Source organism: Clavibacter sp. AC415 (assembly GCF_979252985.1).
In genome coordinates this window covers 31,518-46,207 of the sequence record NZ_CEEDAR010000009.1, presented here as the reverse complement: position 1 = coordinate 46,207, position 14,690 = coordinate 31,518, and the positions used below count along the sequence as shown (strand labels likewise).

The 14,690-nt window shown below is 71.4% G+C and carries 13 protein-coding genes and 4 pseudogenes; 5 read left to right on the top strand and 12 right to left on the bottom strand.

From position 1 onward, the window contains the following. The first annotated feature begins 64 nt into the window (after window positions 1-64). Window positions 65-385 carry a hypothetical protein gene (locus ACZ411_RS03040; RefSeq protein ID WP_464168444.1) on the top strand — a complete coding sequence of 107 codons (321 nt, stop codon included), beginning with the start codon at window positions 65-67 and terminating at the stop codon, window positions 383-385. Window positions 386-609: 224 nt separating this feature from the next. Here the strand turns inward: ACZ411_RS03040 and ACZ411_RS03035 are convergent, their stop codons facing one another. Further along, the gene (locus ACZ411_RS03035; RefSeq protein WP_464168442.1) at window positions 610-1,944 is read right to left on the bottom strand and encodes an ABC transporter substrate-binding protein; all 1,335 of its coding nucleotides are present in this window, start codon (window positions 1,942-1,944) and stop codon (window positions 610-612) included. 54 nt (window positions 1,945-1,998) lie between these two features. Here ACZ411_RS03035 and ACZ411_RS03030 point away from each other — a divergent pair. The 3 genes and pseudogenes from ACZ411_RS03030 to ACZ411_RS03020 all read left to right on the top strand — a co-directional run. Next, window positions 1,999-2,334 (top strand): annotated as a pseudogene (locus ACZ411_RS03030) (hypothetical protein); the annotation flags it as partial. Between the two features lie 61 nt (window positions 2,335-2,395). Beyond that, window positions 2,396-3,088 (top strand): LacI family DNA-binding transcriptional regulator, encoded by a 693-nt coding sequence (locus ACZ411_RS03025; protein WP_464168440.1) that lies wholly within the window; start codon window positions 2,396-2,398, stop codon window positions 3,086-3,088. Further along, a complete protein-coding gene (locus ACZ411_RS03020) occupies window positions 3,046-3,378 on the top strand; it encodes a substrate-binding domain-containing protein (protein WP_464168458.1) in 333 nt (110 codons plus the stop codon). The genes ACZ411_RS03025 and ACZ411_RS03020 overlap by 43 nt, the downstream gene beginning before the upstream one ends. Here ACZ411_RS03020 and ACZ411_RS03015 read toward each other — a convergent pair. After that, window positions 3,359-4,597 carry an MFS transporter gene (locus ACZ411_RS03015; protein ID WP_464168438.1) on the bottom strand — a complete coding sequence of 413 codons (1,239 nt, stop codon included), beginning with the start codon at window positions 4,595-4,597 and terminating at the stop codon, window positions 3,359-3,361. The genes ACZ411_RS03020 and ACZ411_RS03015 overlap by 20 nt on opposite strands. A 65-nt stretch (window positions 4,598-4,662) precedes the next feature. Beyond that, window positions 4,663-5,007, bottom strand: a complete 345-nt coding sequence (locus ACZ411_RS03010; protein WP_464168436.1) for a MarR family winged helix-turn-helix transcriptional regulator — start codon at window positions 5,005-5,007, stop codon at window positions 4,663-4,665. A 944-nt stretch (window positions 5,008-5,951) separates the two neighbouring features. On the opposite strand from ACZ411_RS03010, the gene ACZ411_RS03005 reads away from it, so the two are divergent. Further along, window positions 5,952-6,929, top strand: coding sequence for a helix-turn-helix transcriptional regulator (locus tag ACZ411_RS03005; RefSeq protein WP_464168435.1), 978 nt, complete (start codon window positions 5,952-5,954; stop codon window positions 6,927-6,929). 143 nt (window positions 6,930-7,072) lie between these two features. Here ACZ411_RS03005 and rplL read toward each other — a convergent pair whose 3' ends face one another. The 9 genes and pseudogenes from rplL to ACZ411_RS02960 all read right to left on the bottom strand — a co-directional run bounded on the left by rplL (window position 7,073) and on the right by ACZ411_RS02960 (window position 14,568). After that, a complete protein-coding gene (gene rplL / locus ACZ411_RS03000) occupies window positions 7,073-7,495 on the bottom strand; it encodes a 50S ribosomal protein L7/L12 (RefSeq protein ID WP_464168456.1) in 423 nt (140 codons plus the stop codon). A gap of 33 nt (window positions 7,496-7,528) precedes the next feature. Beyond that, on the bottom strand, window positions 7,529-8,044 hold the full coding sequence (rplJ, locus tag ACZ411_RS02995) for a 50S ribosomal protein L10 (protein ID WP_012037545.1): 516 nt from the start codon (window positions 8,042-8,044) through the stop codon (window positions 7,529-7,531). Window positions 8,045-8,281: 237 nt separating this feature from the next. Further along, window positions 8,282-8,596, bottom strand: a complete 315-nt coding sequence (locus ACZ411_RS02990) for a hypothetical protein (RefSeq protein ID WP_464168412.1) — start codon at window positions 8,594-8,596, stop codon at window positions 8,282-8,284. A gap of 53 nt (window positions 8,597-8,649) precedes the next feature. After that, window positions 8,650-8,787 (bottom strand): hypothetical protein, encoded by a 138-nt coding sequence (locus ACZ411_RS02985; RefSeq protein ID WP_464168410.1) that lies wholly within the window; start codon window positions 8,785-8,787, stop codon window positions 8,650-8,652. A gap of 106 nt (window positions 8,788-8,893) precedes the next feature. Beyond that, window positions 8,894-9,829: an MFS transporter gene (locus tag ACZ411_RS02980; protein WP_464168408.1), complete on the bottom strand. Its 936-nt coding sequence runs from the start codon at window positions 9,827-9,829 to the stop codon at window positions 8,894-8,896. 16 nt (window positions 9,830-9,845) lie between these two features. Next, window positions 9,846-10,310, bottom strand: a complete 465-nt coding sequence (locus tag ACZ411_RS02975; protein WP_464168454.1) for an aldo/keto reductase — start codon at window positions 10,308-10,310, stop codon at window positions 9,846-9,848. Next, window positions 10,288-10,992, bottom strand: a pseudogene (locus ACZ411_RS02970) (aldo/keto reductase); the annotation flags it as partial. The gene ACZ411_RS02975 and the pseudogene ACZ411_RS02970, both read right to left, overlap by 23 nt. 10 nt (window positions 10,993-11,002) lie before the next feature. Further along, a pseudogene (locus tag ACZ411_RS02965) lies at window positions 11,003-11,889 on the bottom strand (NAD-dependent epimerase/dehydratase family protein). A 164-nt stretch (window positions 11,890-12,053) separates the two neighbouring features. Beyond that, window positions 12,054-14,568, bottom strand: a pseudogene (locus ACZ411_RS02960) (ATP-dependent Clp protease ATP-binding subunit). Window positions 14,569-14,690 lie beyond the last annotated feature (122 nt).

The following is a 14,690-nucleotide window of genomic DNA, read 5'->3' as shown; positions in this document are numbered from 1 at the left end:
TGTTCGTCTACTTGGTTCAGTTATATGAAGCCGATGTTAACCGTTCCTCGTGCAGTGTCAAGAGATGTTTTCAGCGTATCGTGAAACGCTTTCGCGTTTTTCGTGCGCCGCTTTCACCCCGCGACTTGTCGATGAAGACGGCGTAGGCGAGTCCGATGGCGGTGGAGAGGAGCGGGACAAGATCACCCAGATGACCGTGTTGAGCAGCGTGCGGAGCGCCGACGGCTGGGTGAACATCCACCACGAAGTTGTCGAACCCGGCCCACTCGCCCGTGTTGTCGCGGAAGGCGAGGAGCGTCGTGCGGAACGCCGGGTAGATGAGGCCGACGGCGAGCAGGATCAGCGCGGGGAGGACGAAGGCCGCGAGCTGCGCCCGGTCCTTTAGCGCTTCGGCGCCTTGTCGATGAGGAACAGGATCAGCCCGATCACCACGGCGAAGACGGCCAGCGCGGCCACCACCTGGAGGATCTTGCCGATCAGATCAGCGGTCGTCATGGACGTCTCGCCCTTCGGGTCGGGGTGGGATGGGAGCGGGGCCGCCGCGTGCGCGGCAGCCCCGCGGGGTCTCGGAGGGCGGGACCGGTGCCAGCCAGTAGGGCCGGCGGTGGATCAGGACGCGAGCAGCTCGACTCGATGGCGTCGACCGTCTTCTGGGTGGAGTCGCCGCTCAGCCAGCCGACGATGCCCTTTCCAGAAGGAGTCGGTGCCGACCGCGCCGGGCATGAGGTCCGAGCCGTCGAAGCGGAACGTGGCGTTCGGGTCCTGCAGGATCTCGATGCTCTGCTTCAGGATGTCGCTCGACGCGTTCGCGGGGTCGAGCCCCTTGTTCGCGCTGATGACGCCGCCGAGCGAGACCCGGTTGTTCGCCCAGGTGTCGCTGGACAGGTACGAGAGCACCGCGGTGATCTCGTCGCTCGACTTGAAGGCGCCGACGAGCTCGCCGCCGCCGGTGACCGCCGTGGCGTCGCCCTCGTTCGTGGGCGGCAAGAGGAACGCGTAGACGTCGCCGTCGGGCGAGACCTTCGCGTCGGTGCCGTCGGCCTTCTTCCAGAAGCCCTCGTAGAACGAGGCCTGGTGGTGGAGCGAGCACTCGCCATCGAGGATCGGGGAGGCCGGCATCGCCGAACTCGGTGGAGATGATGGACGAGACGTCGCCCAGGCCGCCGTTGACGTAGTCGAGTTCTTGATCGTCCCCACGCTGTCGAACGCCGCGGCGATGGCCGGGTCGTTGAACGGGATCTCGTGCGTGACCCACTTGTCGTAGGTCTCCGGGCCGGCCTCGCGGAGGACGTAGTCCTCGATCCAGTCGGTGCCCGGCCAGCCGGTGGCGTCGCCGGAGCCGATGCCGACGCACCACGGCTTGTGGTCGCCGTCGGCCGCGATGGCGGCCGTGAGGTCCATGAGCTCGGAGGTCGTCTTCGGGACCTCGTAGCCCTTCTCCTCGAACTCCGACGGGGAGTACACAGACGTAGCCCTTGACGCTCGCCATGAGCGGCGCGCCGTAGAAGGTGCCGTCGACGGTGCCGTCGCCCTTCCCCAGTCGGGGGACCAGTTGGCGTCGACGTTCTCCTCGACCGCGGCGGGGGCGGCCTGCAGGTAGCCCTTCGACGCGAGCACGTTGAAGAGGCCGCCAGGCTGCGGGATGATGCCGATGTCGGGGGCGGAGTCGCCCTCCGCGAGGACCGCGATCTGCGCCTCGAACTCCTTGGTGCCCTGGTAGTTCACGGTGATGCCCGTGCAGGTCTGGAAGTCCTTCCAGGACTCGACGAGGCGGTCGGCCTCGTCGTCCTGGATGGTGCCGCCGATGCTGACCTCGGCGCCGTCGAACGTGCCGTACGACGAGTACGGCGAGCAGTCGGTGTCCGCCTGGTCCTCGGCGGCGATGTCGCCCGTGCAGCCCGTCAGCGCGAGGCCGGCGATGCCGACCGCTGCGAGGGGTGCCACGAAGCGACGTCGGAATAGGGCGTGGCCCATGTGCGTCTCCTCTTCATCGAGTGGATGCGGGTCCACCCCGCCGTCCTGTGCTGCGTGCGTCGGCGGGTGAGGCGCCGTCGCCTGGTCGAGCTCCCTGCTGTAGGGAGTCCAGGTTCCGACAGCCCGATGCAGGGGAGCTTCGCAGGCGACGGCAAGCCGGATCAGGTAACGAAACGGTCTACCTCTCCGGCACGGCGCGTGCGCCGCCGGTGCCGATGGTCCATCATCGGACTCGGCCCCCGCGCTTCCTGGAACCGCTTCCAGCGCGCGCGACCGGCGCGACGGGGCGCCGCGGGACCCGAGGGAGGGAGCGCGATGAGCGCCATCGCCGACGTCGCGCGCCTGGCCGGGGTCTCGAAGGCCACCGCGTCCCGCGCGCTCGAGCGGCCGGGGCTACGTCTCCCCCGCCACGCGGGCCCGCGTGTCCGAGGCGGCCGCGGAGATCGGCTACGTCGTCTCCTCCAACGCGTCGAGCCTCGTCACCGGGCAGTCCAAGAACGTCGGCGTGGTGCTGCCGTTCATCAACCGCTGGTTCTTCGCGGAGCTCCTCGAGGGCATCGAGGAGGCGCTCATCGAGGCCGACTACGACCTCACGCTGTACCGCCTCACCGCCGATCCGGAGCAGCGCCGGAAGGTCTTCGAGTACTTCCTCGTGCGCAAGCGCGTGGACGCGGTCATCGCCGTGAGCGTCGCCCTCACGCCGACGGAGGTCGTGCGGCTCCGCTCGCTCGACAAGCCGCTGGTCGGCATCGGCGGGCCCGTCGAGGGCATGAGCACGCTCAGCATCGACGACGAGGCGGCCGCGCGGCTCGCCACCGAGCGCCTCCTGAGCCTCGGTCACGCGCGCGTGGTGCACCTCGGCGGCGACCTGCACGCGCAGATGGCGTTCTTCGTGCACGCGAAGCGGCTCGCGGGCTACCGGGCGGCCGTGGAGGCGGATCCGCGCGGGCTCGAGGCGCGCTTCGCGACGGCCGAGTTCACGATCGACGGCGGCTTCCGCTCGGCCATGGCGCTCCTCGCCGACCCGCGCAGACCCGGCCGAACAGGCGCGTCTTCGCGGCCTCCGACGAGATCGCGATCGGGACGATCCTCGCGGCGCGGCGGCTGGGGATAGCCGTCCCGGCCGAGCTCTCCGTCGCGGGCATCGACGGGCACGCGCTCGCGCCCCTGTTCGGGCTCACCACCGTGCAGCAGCACCCGCGGCTGCAGGGCCGGGCGGCGGTCGGCGTGGTCCCTCGAGGGGCTCGCCCCGGGCGGGGCCGCGGAGCGCACCGTGACCATGCCCGTGGACTTCGCCGCGCGCACCAGCACGACCGCGCCCCCGGCCCCGACGACGCGCTGAGCGCGATCGGTGACCGGGGGCGCGTCCGGCGCCGAGCCGCGGTCAGGCGTCGCCGGCGGTGACCGCCTGCGCCTCCTCGAGGGCGTCGACCGGCTGCGCGTCGACGCGGCGGAGCCAGCGGTGGCCGGCCACGACGATCACGAGGGCGACGAGCACCGGATGCCGGCGGCGGCGTAGTACGGCGCGGAGTCGGTGAAGAGCCGCGCGAGCTCCGTCGCCGCGGGGGGCGCGATGGCGCCGCCGAGGAACCGCACCGACGAGTAGGCCGACGAGGCGACGCTCCGCGGGTGGTCGGTGGCCTCCATCACGCACTCGGTGAGGACGGTGTTCGAGGACCCCGAGGAGGAGCCCGCCGACGATGACGCACACCACGAGCCCGGGCGCCGACCGGACCACGAGCCCCGCCGCGGCGAGGTCGACGGCGAGCAGCGGCAGCACGAGGCGCAGGACCGACGTGCGCGCCATGCGCCGGGTCAGCAGCGGCGCGACGAGCACGGAGGTGATGGCGAGGCCGACGCCCCAGCCGAAGAAGGTGAGGCCGAGGCCGATCGCGTCGAAGCCCAGGGGGAACGGCGTGTAGGCGAGGAGCACGAAGAAGCCGATGTTGTAGAACAGCGCGGCCGACGCCAGCACGGCGAGCGCGGGCGTCCGCAGCGCGCGCAGGGGCGCGGACAAGCGCATGGGCGAGCGGGGTCCGTCGTCCTTGCCGAGCAGCGCGAGGATCGCGATGAAGCCGACCGCCATGAGGGTCGCGGTGCCGAAGAACGGGCCGCGCCAGCTCCCAGCTGCCGAGGAGGCCGCCGAGCAGCGGACCGACACCGCGATGCCGAGGCCGAGCGCCGCCTCGTAGAGCATGATCGCCGAGGCGGTGCCGCCCGAGGCGGATCCGACGATGGTGGCGAGGGCCGTCGAGATGAAGAGGGCGTTGCCGAGGCCCCAGCCGGCGCGGAAGCCGATGACCGACTCCACGTCCTGCGAGAGGCCGGCGGCGGCCGCGAAGACGACGATGATCGCGAGGCCGATGAGGAGGGTGCGCTTGGCGCCGATGCGGCTGGAGATCCAGCTGGTGATCAGCATGGCGAGGCCGGTGACGAGCAGGTAGCTCGTGAACAGCAGCTCCGTCTGCGTGGCGGTGGCGTCGAGGCTCTCGGCGATGGCGGGGAGGATCGGGTCGACGAGCCCGATGCCCATGAACGCGATGACGCAGGCGAAGGCGACGGCGAAGACGGAGCGGGGCTGGCGGAAGATGTCGCGGAACGGCGCGTGCGGCTGGGTGGACACGGGTGCGGTGTCGCCTCCTGGGATCGGTGCGGGTGGGGAAGGCCGGAGTGCGGCCGGTGGTGCGGTCAGGCGTCGGCGGGCGCGGGGGCGCCGTCGAGGCGCGCCATGACGAGCTCGACGGCGCGCGCGAGCACGGCCACGTCGTCGGCCGGGAGGTCGGCGAAGCGCGGGACGAGGGCGGTCGCGAGCCGGTCGCGCCAGTCGTCGAGCGCGGCCCGGCCGGCCGGCGTGATCTCGAGGAGCGTGGCGCGCGCGTCGGACGGGTCCGTGACCTGCGCGATCCAGCCCTGCCCGACGAGCGAGCGCACGATCTTGGTGGTCGTGGGCTGCGAGACCCGGCTGTGCTCGGTGAGGGCGCCGAGGCGCATGCCGCCGGGCCAGGTGACGAGCACCGAGAGCGTTCGCCACACGGCGGGCGAGCTGCGTGCCGCCGACCTCGTGCGCGGCGAGGCGCGTGAGCCGGTGGCCGGCCGTGACCAGGTCGCCGAGGACGGCGCGGAGGTCCGGTGCTGGCGTCGTCATGCGTCGATCATATAGCAAGGCTATGCATATGTCGAGCAGTCGGCGGCGGCACCCCGCGGGCACCCCCGAGCTGGGGGTCCCTCCCGCGACACCGGATGCCGTCCGAGGCCGCGCCGCGCCCGTCGGGGACCTAGCGTGAGACCGGTAGGGCCGGATCCGCTCCGGCCACCGCCCCCGGGAGCCGCCATGGCCGAGACCACGACCGTCGAGGCCGTGGAGCGCGCCGTCGACGAGGCGCTCGCGCGCGGGGACGACCAGGCGGCGGCGCGCGCCATGGCCGCCGCGTGGCCGCGGCACGTCGACCTGCACCCGCACCGCGTCCGCGACCTCTACGACCGCATCGCCCCGGCGGCGTGGGAGCACGACGCGTGGCTGGTCGCGGGCATCGCCGCCACCTACCGCGGCACGTCCGAGACCGACCGCCGGGCGTCCCTCCCCTACCGCTCCGCCGTCGATCTCCTGCTCACCGAGGACCCCCCGCCGACCCCGATCGTGCGCGCCGCGGTGCTCGTCCACCGCGCCGCGGGAGACCGCCGGGTGGGCCGCCTCGACGAGGCGCGCGCGTCCCTCCGCGAGGCACGGCGGATCCTCGACACCGAGCGGGGCCTGCCGCTCAGCGCCCGCATCTCCCTGCAGGCCGCCGTCGCGCTCCAGCAGGGGCTCGTGCTCGTGCATCTGGGCGCCTTCACGGCGGCGCGGGACGAGCTGCGGACCGCCGAGGCGCTCTCGGCGCGCCACCTCGTGCTCACGGACCGGCTCGAGTGCCGCGGCGCGCTCGCCTACGTCGCCTACTGCCTGGGCGACATGGCGGAGTCGCGCGAGCTCGTCGGCCGTGCCCGGGCCCTACCTGACCGACGAGGGGGCGGGCACCGCGCTCGCGCACAGCGGGTTCCGCGCGCCCGCCGAGATCGCGGCCACGCTCCTCGCGGTGGACGAGACGCGCCGCGAGGACGCGCTCGCCCTCCTCGACGACCTCCGGCCGGCGTGCACCGGCACGGACTGGGAGCTCCTCGGGCTGTACGCGGAGGCGACGGTCGCCGCCATCCACGGCCTCCGGCTCGATGCGCTGGACCACCTCCGTCGGCTCCACGACCTCGGCACGGCCTGGCCGGAGCAGGGGCCGCTGCCGGTCATGCGCGACTCCCTGCGCGCCTCGCTGCTGGCGCACCTCGGCCAGACGGCGGCGGCCTGGGACCTGGTGCGCACCCTGACGCCGACCGAGCGCCACTCGACGTGCCCGGCCATGGTCGCGGGCCGCCTGCGGGTGCTCGCGGACGACCACCAGGGCGCCCTGACGGAGATGGCGGACTGCCTGGAGATCGGCGACGCGCACTCCGGCCGCACGCTCGGCGACGTCCTGCTCGTGGTCGCGGCCGCGCACAGCGGACTGGGCGACCCCGCCCGCGGCGACCACGCGTACGACCAGGCGGCCCGCCTCGCCACGTCGACGGGGATCCTCCGGCCGTTCGCGGTCTTCCCCGCCGCCGCCTCCGCCGCCCTGCTCGAGCGGGCGCTGGACCGCGACCAGCTCCCGGAGGTGCGGCGGATGCTCGAGGGCATGCGGGCCGACCGCGGACCCGCGGCGGCGGTGCGCATCGACCCGCTGAGCGAGCGGGAGCGGGTGATCGTCGCGTGCCTCGCCGACGGGCTGACCGTCGCGCAGATCGCCGGTCGGCTCTTCATCTCCCCGAACACGGTGAAGTCGCACGTGCGGAGCGTGTACCGGAAGCTCGAGGCCTCGAGCCGCGCGGAGGCCGTCGAGCGGGCTCGCGCCCTCGGCCACGACCTCCGACCGGACACCTCCGCCTGAGCGGCCCCTCGGGCTCGCCGGGCGCTTCGGGCGGCCCGGGTCCCTGTGTCCGACCGGGCTCCGCTCGTCCCCGCCTCCGGGGACGACGCAGGGCGCCGACCCCCGAGGGGATCGGCGCCCTGAGCGCTGTGCGGTGGTGCGAGCTACTTGACGGTGACCGTCGCGCCCGCGGCCTCGAGCTGGGCCTTGGCCTTGTCGGCGGCCTCCTTGTTGGCGCCCTCCAGGACGGCCTTGGGGGCTCCGTCGACGAGGGCCTTCGCCTCACCGAGACCGAGGCTCGTGAGGGCGCGCACCTCCTTGATGACCTGGATCTTCTTGTCGCCGGCAGCCTCGAGGATGACGTCGAACGCGGTCTTCTCCTCGACCTCCTCGGCGGGGGCAGCGGCGCCGGGGGCGGCGGCAGCGGCGACGGGGGCCGCGGCGGTGACCTCGAAGACCTCCTCGAACTTCTTGACGAAGTCGCTGAGCTCGATGAGCGTGAGCTCCTTGAAGGCCTCGATGAGCTCGTCGTTGAGGGCTTGCCATGATGTATCTCCTTGGGTTGGTGTGGTGTCTCTTGGGTTCAGTGCATCGCGCCCCGGGAACGGAACCGAGGGGTGCTACTGAGCCGATTCCTGCTTCTCGCGCAGCGCCTCGACGGTGCGTACGGCCTGCGAGAGCGGTGCGTTGAACAGGTACGCCGCGCCGAAGAGCGAGGCCTTGAAGGCGCCGGCGAGCTTGCCCAGCAGCACCTCCCGCGACTCGAGGTCGGCGAGCTTGTTCACCTCGTCCGCCGTCAGGGGGTTGCCGTCGAAGTAACCGCCCTTCACGACGAGAAGAGGGTTGGCCTTGGTGAAGGTGCGCAGCGCCTTCGCGACGGCGACGGTGTCGCCGTGCACGAACGCGATCGCGGACGGGCCGACGAGCTCGTCGTCGAACGACGAGATCCCCGCCTGGTTCGCCGCGATCTTGGTCAGCGTGTTCTTCACCACGGCGTAGGTCGCGTCTGCACTGATGCTCTTCCGCAGCTGCTTGAGCTGGGCAACGGTGAGACCGCGGTACTCGGTGAGCAGTACGGCGTTCGAGCTGCGGAACTTCTCCGCGAGCTCGGCGACCGAGGCTTCCTTGTTCGCCATGGCACTCCTTATCACGTGGTTCCCCGACACCGCGGAAGCGGTGCGAGGTGCTGGCAGCCCCCGGCTGCACACATGGAAAACGCTCCGGCACAGGAGGCCGGAGCGGGAGTGCCGCGCAGGCCCTCGGGGCATGCGCTGCATCGTGCTTCGATCACCTGCGCGGGCCTTCACCTGAGTGAACCTTCGTCCGGCGCATCCCCTCACGGAGGCACGCCGACCAGCGGTCTGTGGCTCCGTTCAGAGTAGGGGGTCGACGGGCGCCGCGCAAGTCGGCTCCGCGGCGACCGGATCAGCGCTCGTCGCCCGGCGCTCCGCCCGCCGCGCCGTCCGCCGCACCGTCCGCCCGGGGGCGGTGCGCGGCCGCGTCCGTCCCGCCCCCGCCCCCGCCCCGTCGGACGACGCCCCCTCCGTGGAGCTGAGCGGCGTCGCGATGTCCTCGAGCGAGCTACCGGCCGCCTCGACGCCGAGGACGACCTCGACGAGTCCCGCGCCGATCATCAGCACCGCACCGATCAGGTAGCCGTTCGCGACCGCGCCGATGCTGTCCTCCACGAGCCGGCCGAACAGCAGCGGGCCGACGATGCCGCCGAGGCCGGTCCCAGCGCTCAGAAGAAGGCGATGGCCATGGCCCGCGTCTCCATCGGGAAGATCTCGCTCACGGTCAGGTAGGCCGCGCTCGCGCCGCACGACGCGAGGAAGAACACGACCACCCAGCAGGCGGTGAGGGAGACGGGGTCGAGCACCTCCGCCGGAAGAGCAGCGCCGTCACGACGAGGAGCACCCCGGAGCCGATGTAGGAGATCGAGATCATGACCTTCCGGCCGATGCTGTCGAACAGCCGGCCGAGGGTCAGCGGCCCGGCGAAGTTGCCGAGGGCGATGGCCACGAGCGCCCACGGCACCACGTCGTCCGGCACGTCCAGGAGCTGGCTGAGCACGAGCGAGTAGGTGAAGAAGACCGCGTTGTAGAGGAACGCCTGCCGGTGAACAGCGACAGGCCCAGCACGAACCGCTTCGGGTAGCGCGTGACCGCGACCCGCGCGATCTCGCCGAAGCCGATGCTGCGGCGCTGGCGGATCTCCAGGAAGTCCTCGTCGGGGTCGGTCGCCGGGAGCCGGGAGCCGGTCTCCTCCTCGATCCTCGTCTCGATCTCCCCCACGAGGCGCTCCGCCTCCTCGTCCTTCCCGTGGATGGACATCCAGCGGGGTGACTCGGGGACGTTGCGGCGGACCAGCAGGATCACGACGCCGAGCACCGCACCCAGGCCGAAGGCCACGCGCCAGCCGACGTCCGCCGCGAGGAAGGACTCGTTGAGCAGCAGCACGGAGATCACGGCCCCGAAGGCCGCGCCCAGCCAGTACGAGCCGTTGATGGCGAGGTCGACCATGCCTCGGCGCCGGGCGGGGATCAGCTCGTCGATGGCGGAGTTGATGGCCGCGTACTCGCCCCCGATGCCCGCGCCCGTGAGGAAGCGGCAGACGAAGAAGAAGACGGGGTCGAACGAGAACGCCGTGGCGACGGTCGCGAGCAGGTACAGGCCGAGCTTCGCGATGAACAGCCTCTTCCGCCCGAACCGGTCGGTGAGGTAGCCGAAGACGAGGGAGCCGACGCAGGCGCCCGCCACGTAGATCGCCGCGGCCAGGCCGATGTCCGACGGGGACAGGCCGAGTCCCGCCTGGGGTCGGTGAGGCGGCTGCCGATGGCGCCGATGATGGTGACCTCGAGCCCGTCGAGGATCCAGACCGTGCCGAGCCCCACCACGATGAGCCAGTGCCAGCGCGCCCACGGCAGCCGGTCCATCCTCACGGGGATGTCGGTGCGGATGGTGGAGAGCCCCGTCGCCGGTCATGTCGATCCCCTCGCCGTCGTGGTGTGACGGCGACGCCACTCGCGGATGCGGGCACCGCCCAGGGGCGCCGGGCGGTGCGGCCGGACGACCCTGGGCGGGCCGTCCGCGGACGCCATTCAGTACCCGACGACCGCGTGCGGCACGTAGTGCTCCTCGAGCCGGGCGACCTCGTCGTCCGTGAGCTGAAGAGGTCCAGGGACGCGACCGCGTCCTCGATGTGCGACACCTTCGTGCCGCCCACGATGGGCGCGGTGACGACGGGGTTCCGCGACACCCATGCGAGCGCCACCTGCGCGCGCGGGACCCCGCGCGCCTCGGCGACCTCCGCGACGGCGGCGGCGACCCGGCGGTCCGAGTCCTCCTGGGCCGCGTAGAGCGTCTTGCCGAACTCGTCCGTCTCGCTGCGGTCGGTCGTCACGTCCCAGTCGCACGTCGAGCCGGCCGCGGGCGAGCGGGCTCCACGGCAGGGAGCCCACGCCCTCGTCCACGCAGAGGGGCAGCATCTCGCGCTCCTCCTCGCGGTTCACGAGGTTGTAGTGGTCCTGCATGGTGACGAAGCGCGCCCAGCCGTTCGCGCGCTGGAGGTGCAGCGCCTTCGCGAAGCGCCACGCATCCATCGACGAGGCACCGAGGTAGCGCACCTTGCCGGCGCGCACGAGGTCGTCGAGCGCCTCGAGCGTCTCCTCCAGCGGCGTCGCGGGGTCGAACCGGTGGATCTGGTACAGGTCCACGTAGTCGGTCCCGAGGCGCCGCGGAGGCTGTCGTCGATCTGCCACATGATGTGCTTGCGCGACAGCCCGCGCACAAGTCGGCCCCTCCCCATGGCGCCGTGCACCTTGGTCGCGATGACCACCTCCTCGCGCCGCGTGAGCTCCTTCAGGGCACGGCCCATGATCTCCTCGCTCGATCCGTACGGAGTAGACGTTCGCGGTGTCGAAGAACGTGATGCCCAGCTCCACCGCACGGCGGATCAGCGGGAGCGAGTCCTCCTCCGGGAGCGTCCATGCGTGACCGCCGCGCGTCGGCTCGCCGTAGCTCATGCAGCCGAGGGCGATGGCCGAGACCTCGGTGCCCGTGCTGCCCAGGCGCACGTACCTCATGACGCGGCGCTCACGACGGGTGACCGGCGACCGGGTCGTCGCCCGTCTCGGCCGGCGCGTGGTCGCGCCAGGTGTGCTCGGGCTCGTACCCGAGGATCCGGCGCGCCTTGTCGATCGACAGCAGGGTCTCGTGCTCCCCAGCTCCCGGGTGACCTCGACGCCGGGGAAGACCTCCGCGGCCAGCTCCGCGCTCGAGCGGCTCATCACGGTGTCGGCGTTGGCGACGATGAAGCGGTCGAAGCCGCGGCCGTCGTGCTCGAGCGCCTTGCGGACCGCCTGCGCGCCGTCGCGGCCGTCGATGTAGCCCCACAGGTTCCACTTGCGCGCGAGCGCGTCGGCGTCGTAGCCGGGGAACGCGTCGTAGTCGTCGACGTCCATGACGTTCGAGAAGCGCAGCGCCGTGACCTGCAGCTCGGGGTCCCAGCGGCACAGCTCGATGGCCATCTGCTCCTCGAGGTGCTTCACCAGCGAGTAGGTGCTGTTCGGCTGCGCCGGGTACTCCTCGTCCACTGGGAGGTACGGCGGCGGCACGTCGAACGGCAGACCGAGCACGGTCTCGCTCGACGCGTAGACGATCTTCGTGATGCCCGCCCGGCGCGCGGCCTGGAACACGTTGAAGCTCGTGAGCATGTTGTTGTGGAAGGTGGCCACGTCGCTCAGGATCGCGGGGGCCGGGATCGCGGCGAGGTGCACGATCGCGTCGAACCCGTCGTGCAGGTCCTGCACGCCGAACACGGCGTCGACCACCTGGCCGTAGTCGGTGGTGTCGACGCGGACGTAGCCGGATCCGCGCTCCCCCACCTGGTCGATGTTGGTGACTTCGTGTCCGTGGGCGCGCAGGTCGGCCACGACGTGGCGGCCGAGCTTCCCCGAGCCTCCGGTGACGGCAATTCTCATCAGCGGGCGGATTCTCCTTCGTGGGGCGGTTCCGCCCCCGTCCATCCTGCCCCGCGGCGGACGGACGCGACAGCCGCGCGCCGCTCGGCGGATGCCCCGGGAGACGGCCGACGGCCCGCCGCCCCCTCTCGGGGGACGACGGGCCGTCCGTGCGGAGCCGGTGACTAGTCGCTGGTGATGGCGAGGTCCGGGGTGCTCGGCCCCGTGCCGATGCCGGCCGCGACCGGCAGGCCCTCGCGCTGCGTGGTGAGGAACGTGAACTGCCCGTCCACGTAGTCCACGTGCACGTGGTCGCCCGCGTTGAGCTCGCCCTGCAGGATGCGCTCCGACAGCCGGTCCTCGATCTCGTGCTGCACGGCGCGGCGGAGAGGCCGGGCACCGAGCGACGGGTCGAAGCCGACCTCGATGAGGCGCTCCTTCGCGGCGGTCTCGAGCGTGATCGTCAGGTCGCGGTCCATCATGCGGTCCGACAGGCGCTTCACGAACAGGTCGACGATCTGGAGCAGCTCGGGCTTCGACAGCTGCGGGAACACGATGGTGTCGTCCACGCGATTGAGGAACTCGGGCTTGAAGTTCTTCTTCAGCTCCTCGCTGACCTTGCCCTTCATGCGCTCGTACGAGTTCGCGGCGTTGTTCTCGACCTGGAACCCGACCGGGGCACCCGTGATGTCCTTGGTGCCGAGGTTGGTGGTCATGATGATGACCGTGTTCTTGAAGTCGACGACGCGGCCCTGGCCATCCGTCAGACGCCCCTCCTCCAGGATCTGGAGGAGCGAGTTGAAGATGTCCGGGTGGGCCTTCTCGATCTCGTCGAACAGAACGACGGAGAACGGCTTGCGGCGCACCTTCTCGGTGAGCTGGCCGCCCTCCTCGAAGCCGACGAACCCGGGAGGGGCGCCGAAGAGGCGGCTCACGGTGTGCTTCTCGCCGTACTCGCTCATGTCGAGCGAGATGAGGGCGTCCTCGTCGTCGAACAGGAACTCCGCCAGGGCCTTCGCGAGCTCCGTCTTGCCGACGCCCGTGGGGCCGGCGAAGATGAACGATCCCGAGGGACGACGCGCGGGTCCTTGAGGCCGGCACGGGTGCGGCGGATGGTCTTGGAGAGCGCCGAGATGGCCTCCTCCTGGCCGATGACCCGCTGGTGCAACGCCTTCTCCATGAAGACGAGCCGCGAGGACTCCTCCTCCGTGAGCTTGAACACCGGGATGCCCGTGGCCTGGGCCAGGACCTCCGCGATCAGGCCCTCGTCGACCTCCGCGGTGGTGCGGACGTCGCCCGAGCGCCACTGCTTCTCGAGGCGGAGGCGCTCGCCGAGGAGGTTCTTCTCCTCGTCGCGCAGGCTCGCGGCCTTCTCGAAGTCCTGGTCCTCGATGGCGGTCTCCTTGGCCACGCGGACCGTGGAGATGCGCTCGTCGAACTCGCGCAGCTCCGGCGGAGCCGACAGGATCGACAGGCGCAGGCGTGCACCGGCCTCGTCGATCAGGTCGATGGCCTTGTCCGGCAGGAACCGGTCGGCGATGTAGCGGTCGGCGAGGTTCGCGGCCGAGACGATGGCGCCGTCGGTGATGGACACCTTGTGGAACGCCTCGTACTTGTCGCGCAGGCCCTTGAGGATGTTGATCGTGTGCGGCAGCGAGGGCTCCTGCACCTGGATCGGCTGGAAGCGGCGCTCGAGGGCCGCGTCCTTCTCGAAGTGCTTGCGGTACTCGTCGAGCGTCGTGGCGCCGATGGTCTGCAGCTCGCCGCGCGCGAGGAGCGGCTTGAGGATGCTGGCCGCGTCGATCGCGCCCTCGGCGGCACCCGCGCCGACGAGGGTGTGGATCTCGTCGATGAAGGTGATGATGTCGCCGCGGGTGCGGATCTCCTTGGTGACCTTCTTCAGACGCTCCTCGAAGTCGCCGCGGTAGCGGGTACCCGGCGATGAGCGAGCCGAGGTCGAGCGTGTAGAGCTGCTTGTCCTTCAGCGTCTCCGGGACGTCGCCCTTGACGATGGCCTGCGCCAGGCCCTCGACGACGGCGGTCTTGCCGACGCCGGGCTCGCCGATGAGGACGGGGTTGTTCTTCGAGCGGCGCGACAGGATCTGCATCACGCGCTCGATCTCCTTCTCGCGCCCGATGACGGGGTCGAGCTTGCCGTCGCGCGCGGCCTGCGTGAGGTTGCGCCCGGAACTGGTCGAGGACCGTGCTGCCCGCCTGCGCGCTCTGCTGGGTCTCGCCGCCGACGGCGACCGCCTCCTTGCCCTGGTAGCCGGACAGGAGCTGGATGACCTGCTGGCGCACGCGGTTGAGGTCGGCGCCGAGCTTGACGAGCACCTGGGCGGCGACGCCCTCGCCCTCGCGGATGAGGCCGAGGAGGATGTGCTCGGTGCCGATGTCGTTGTGGCCGAGCTGGAGGGCCTCGCGGAGCGACAGCTCCAGGACCTTCTTCGCGCGCGGCGTGAACGGGATGTGACCCGTGGGCTGCTGCTGGCCCTGGCCGATGATGTCCTGGACCTGTTCGCGGACGGCATCGAGGGAGATGCCGAGCGACTCCAGGGCCTTGGCGGCCACGCCTTCGCCCTCGTGGATGAGGCCGAGCAGGATGTGCTCGGTCCCGATGTAGTTGTGGTTGAGCATCTTGGCCTCTTCTTGGGCCAGGACGACGACGCGACGAGCGCGGTCGGTGAATCTCTCGAACATCTGTATCTCCCTGGGCACCGGGGCAGGGGGCCGGTGCCGATATGTAGAGAGTAACGACGGGTCCCGGCAGTGCATGCCCTGTTCGCCGTGGGCGTGACGCGATGCGGCGGGTGGTGCGGCAG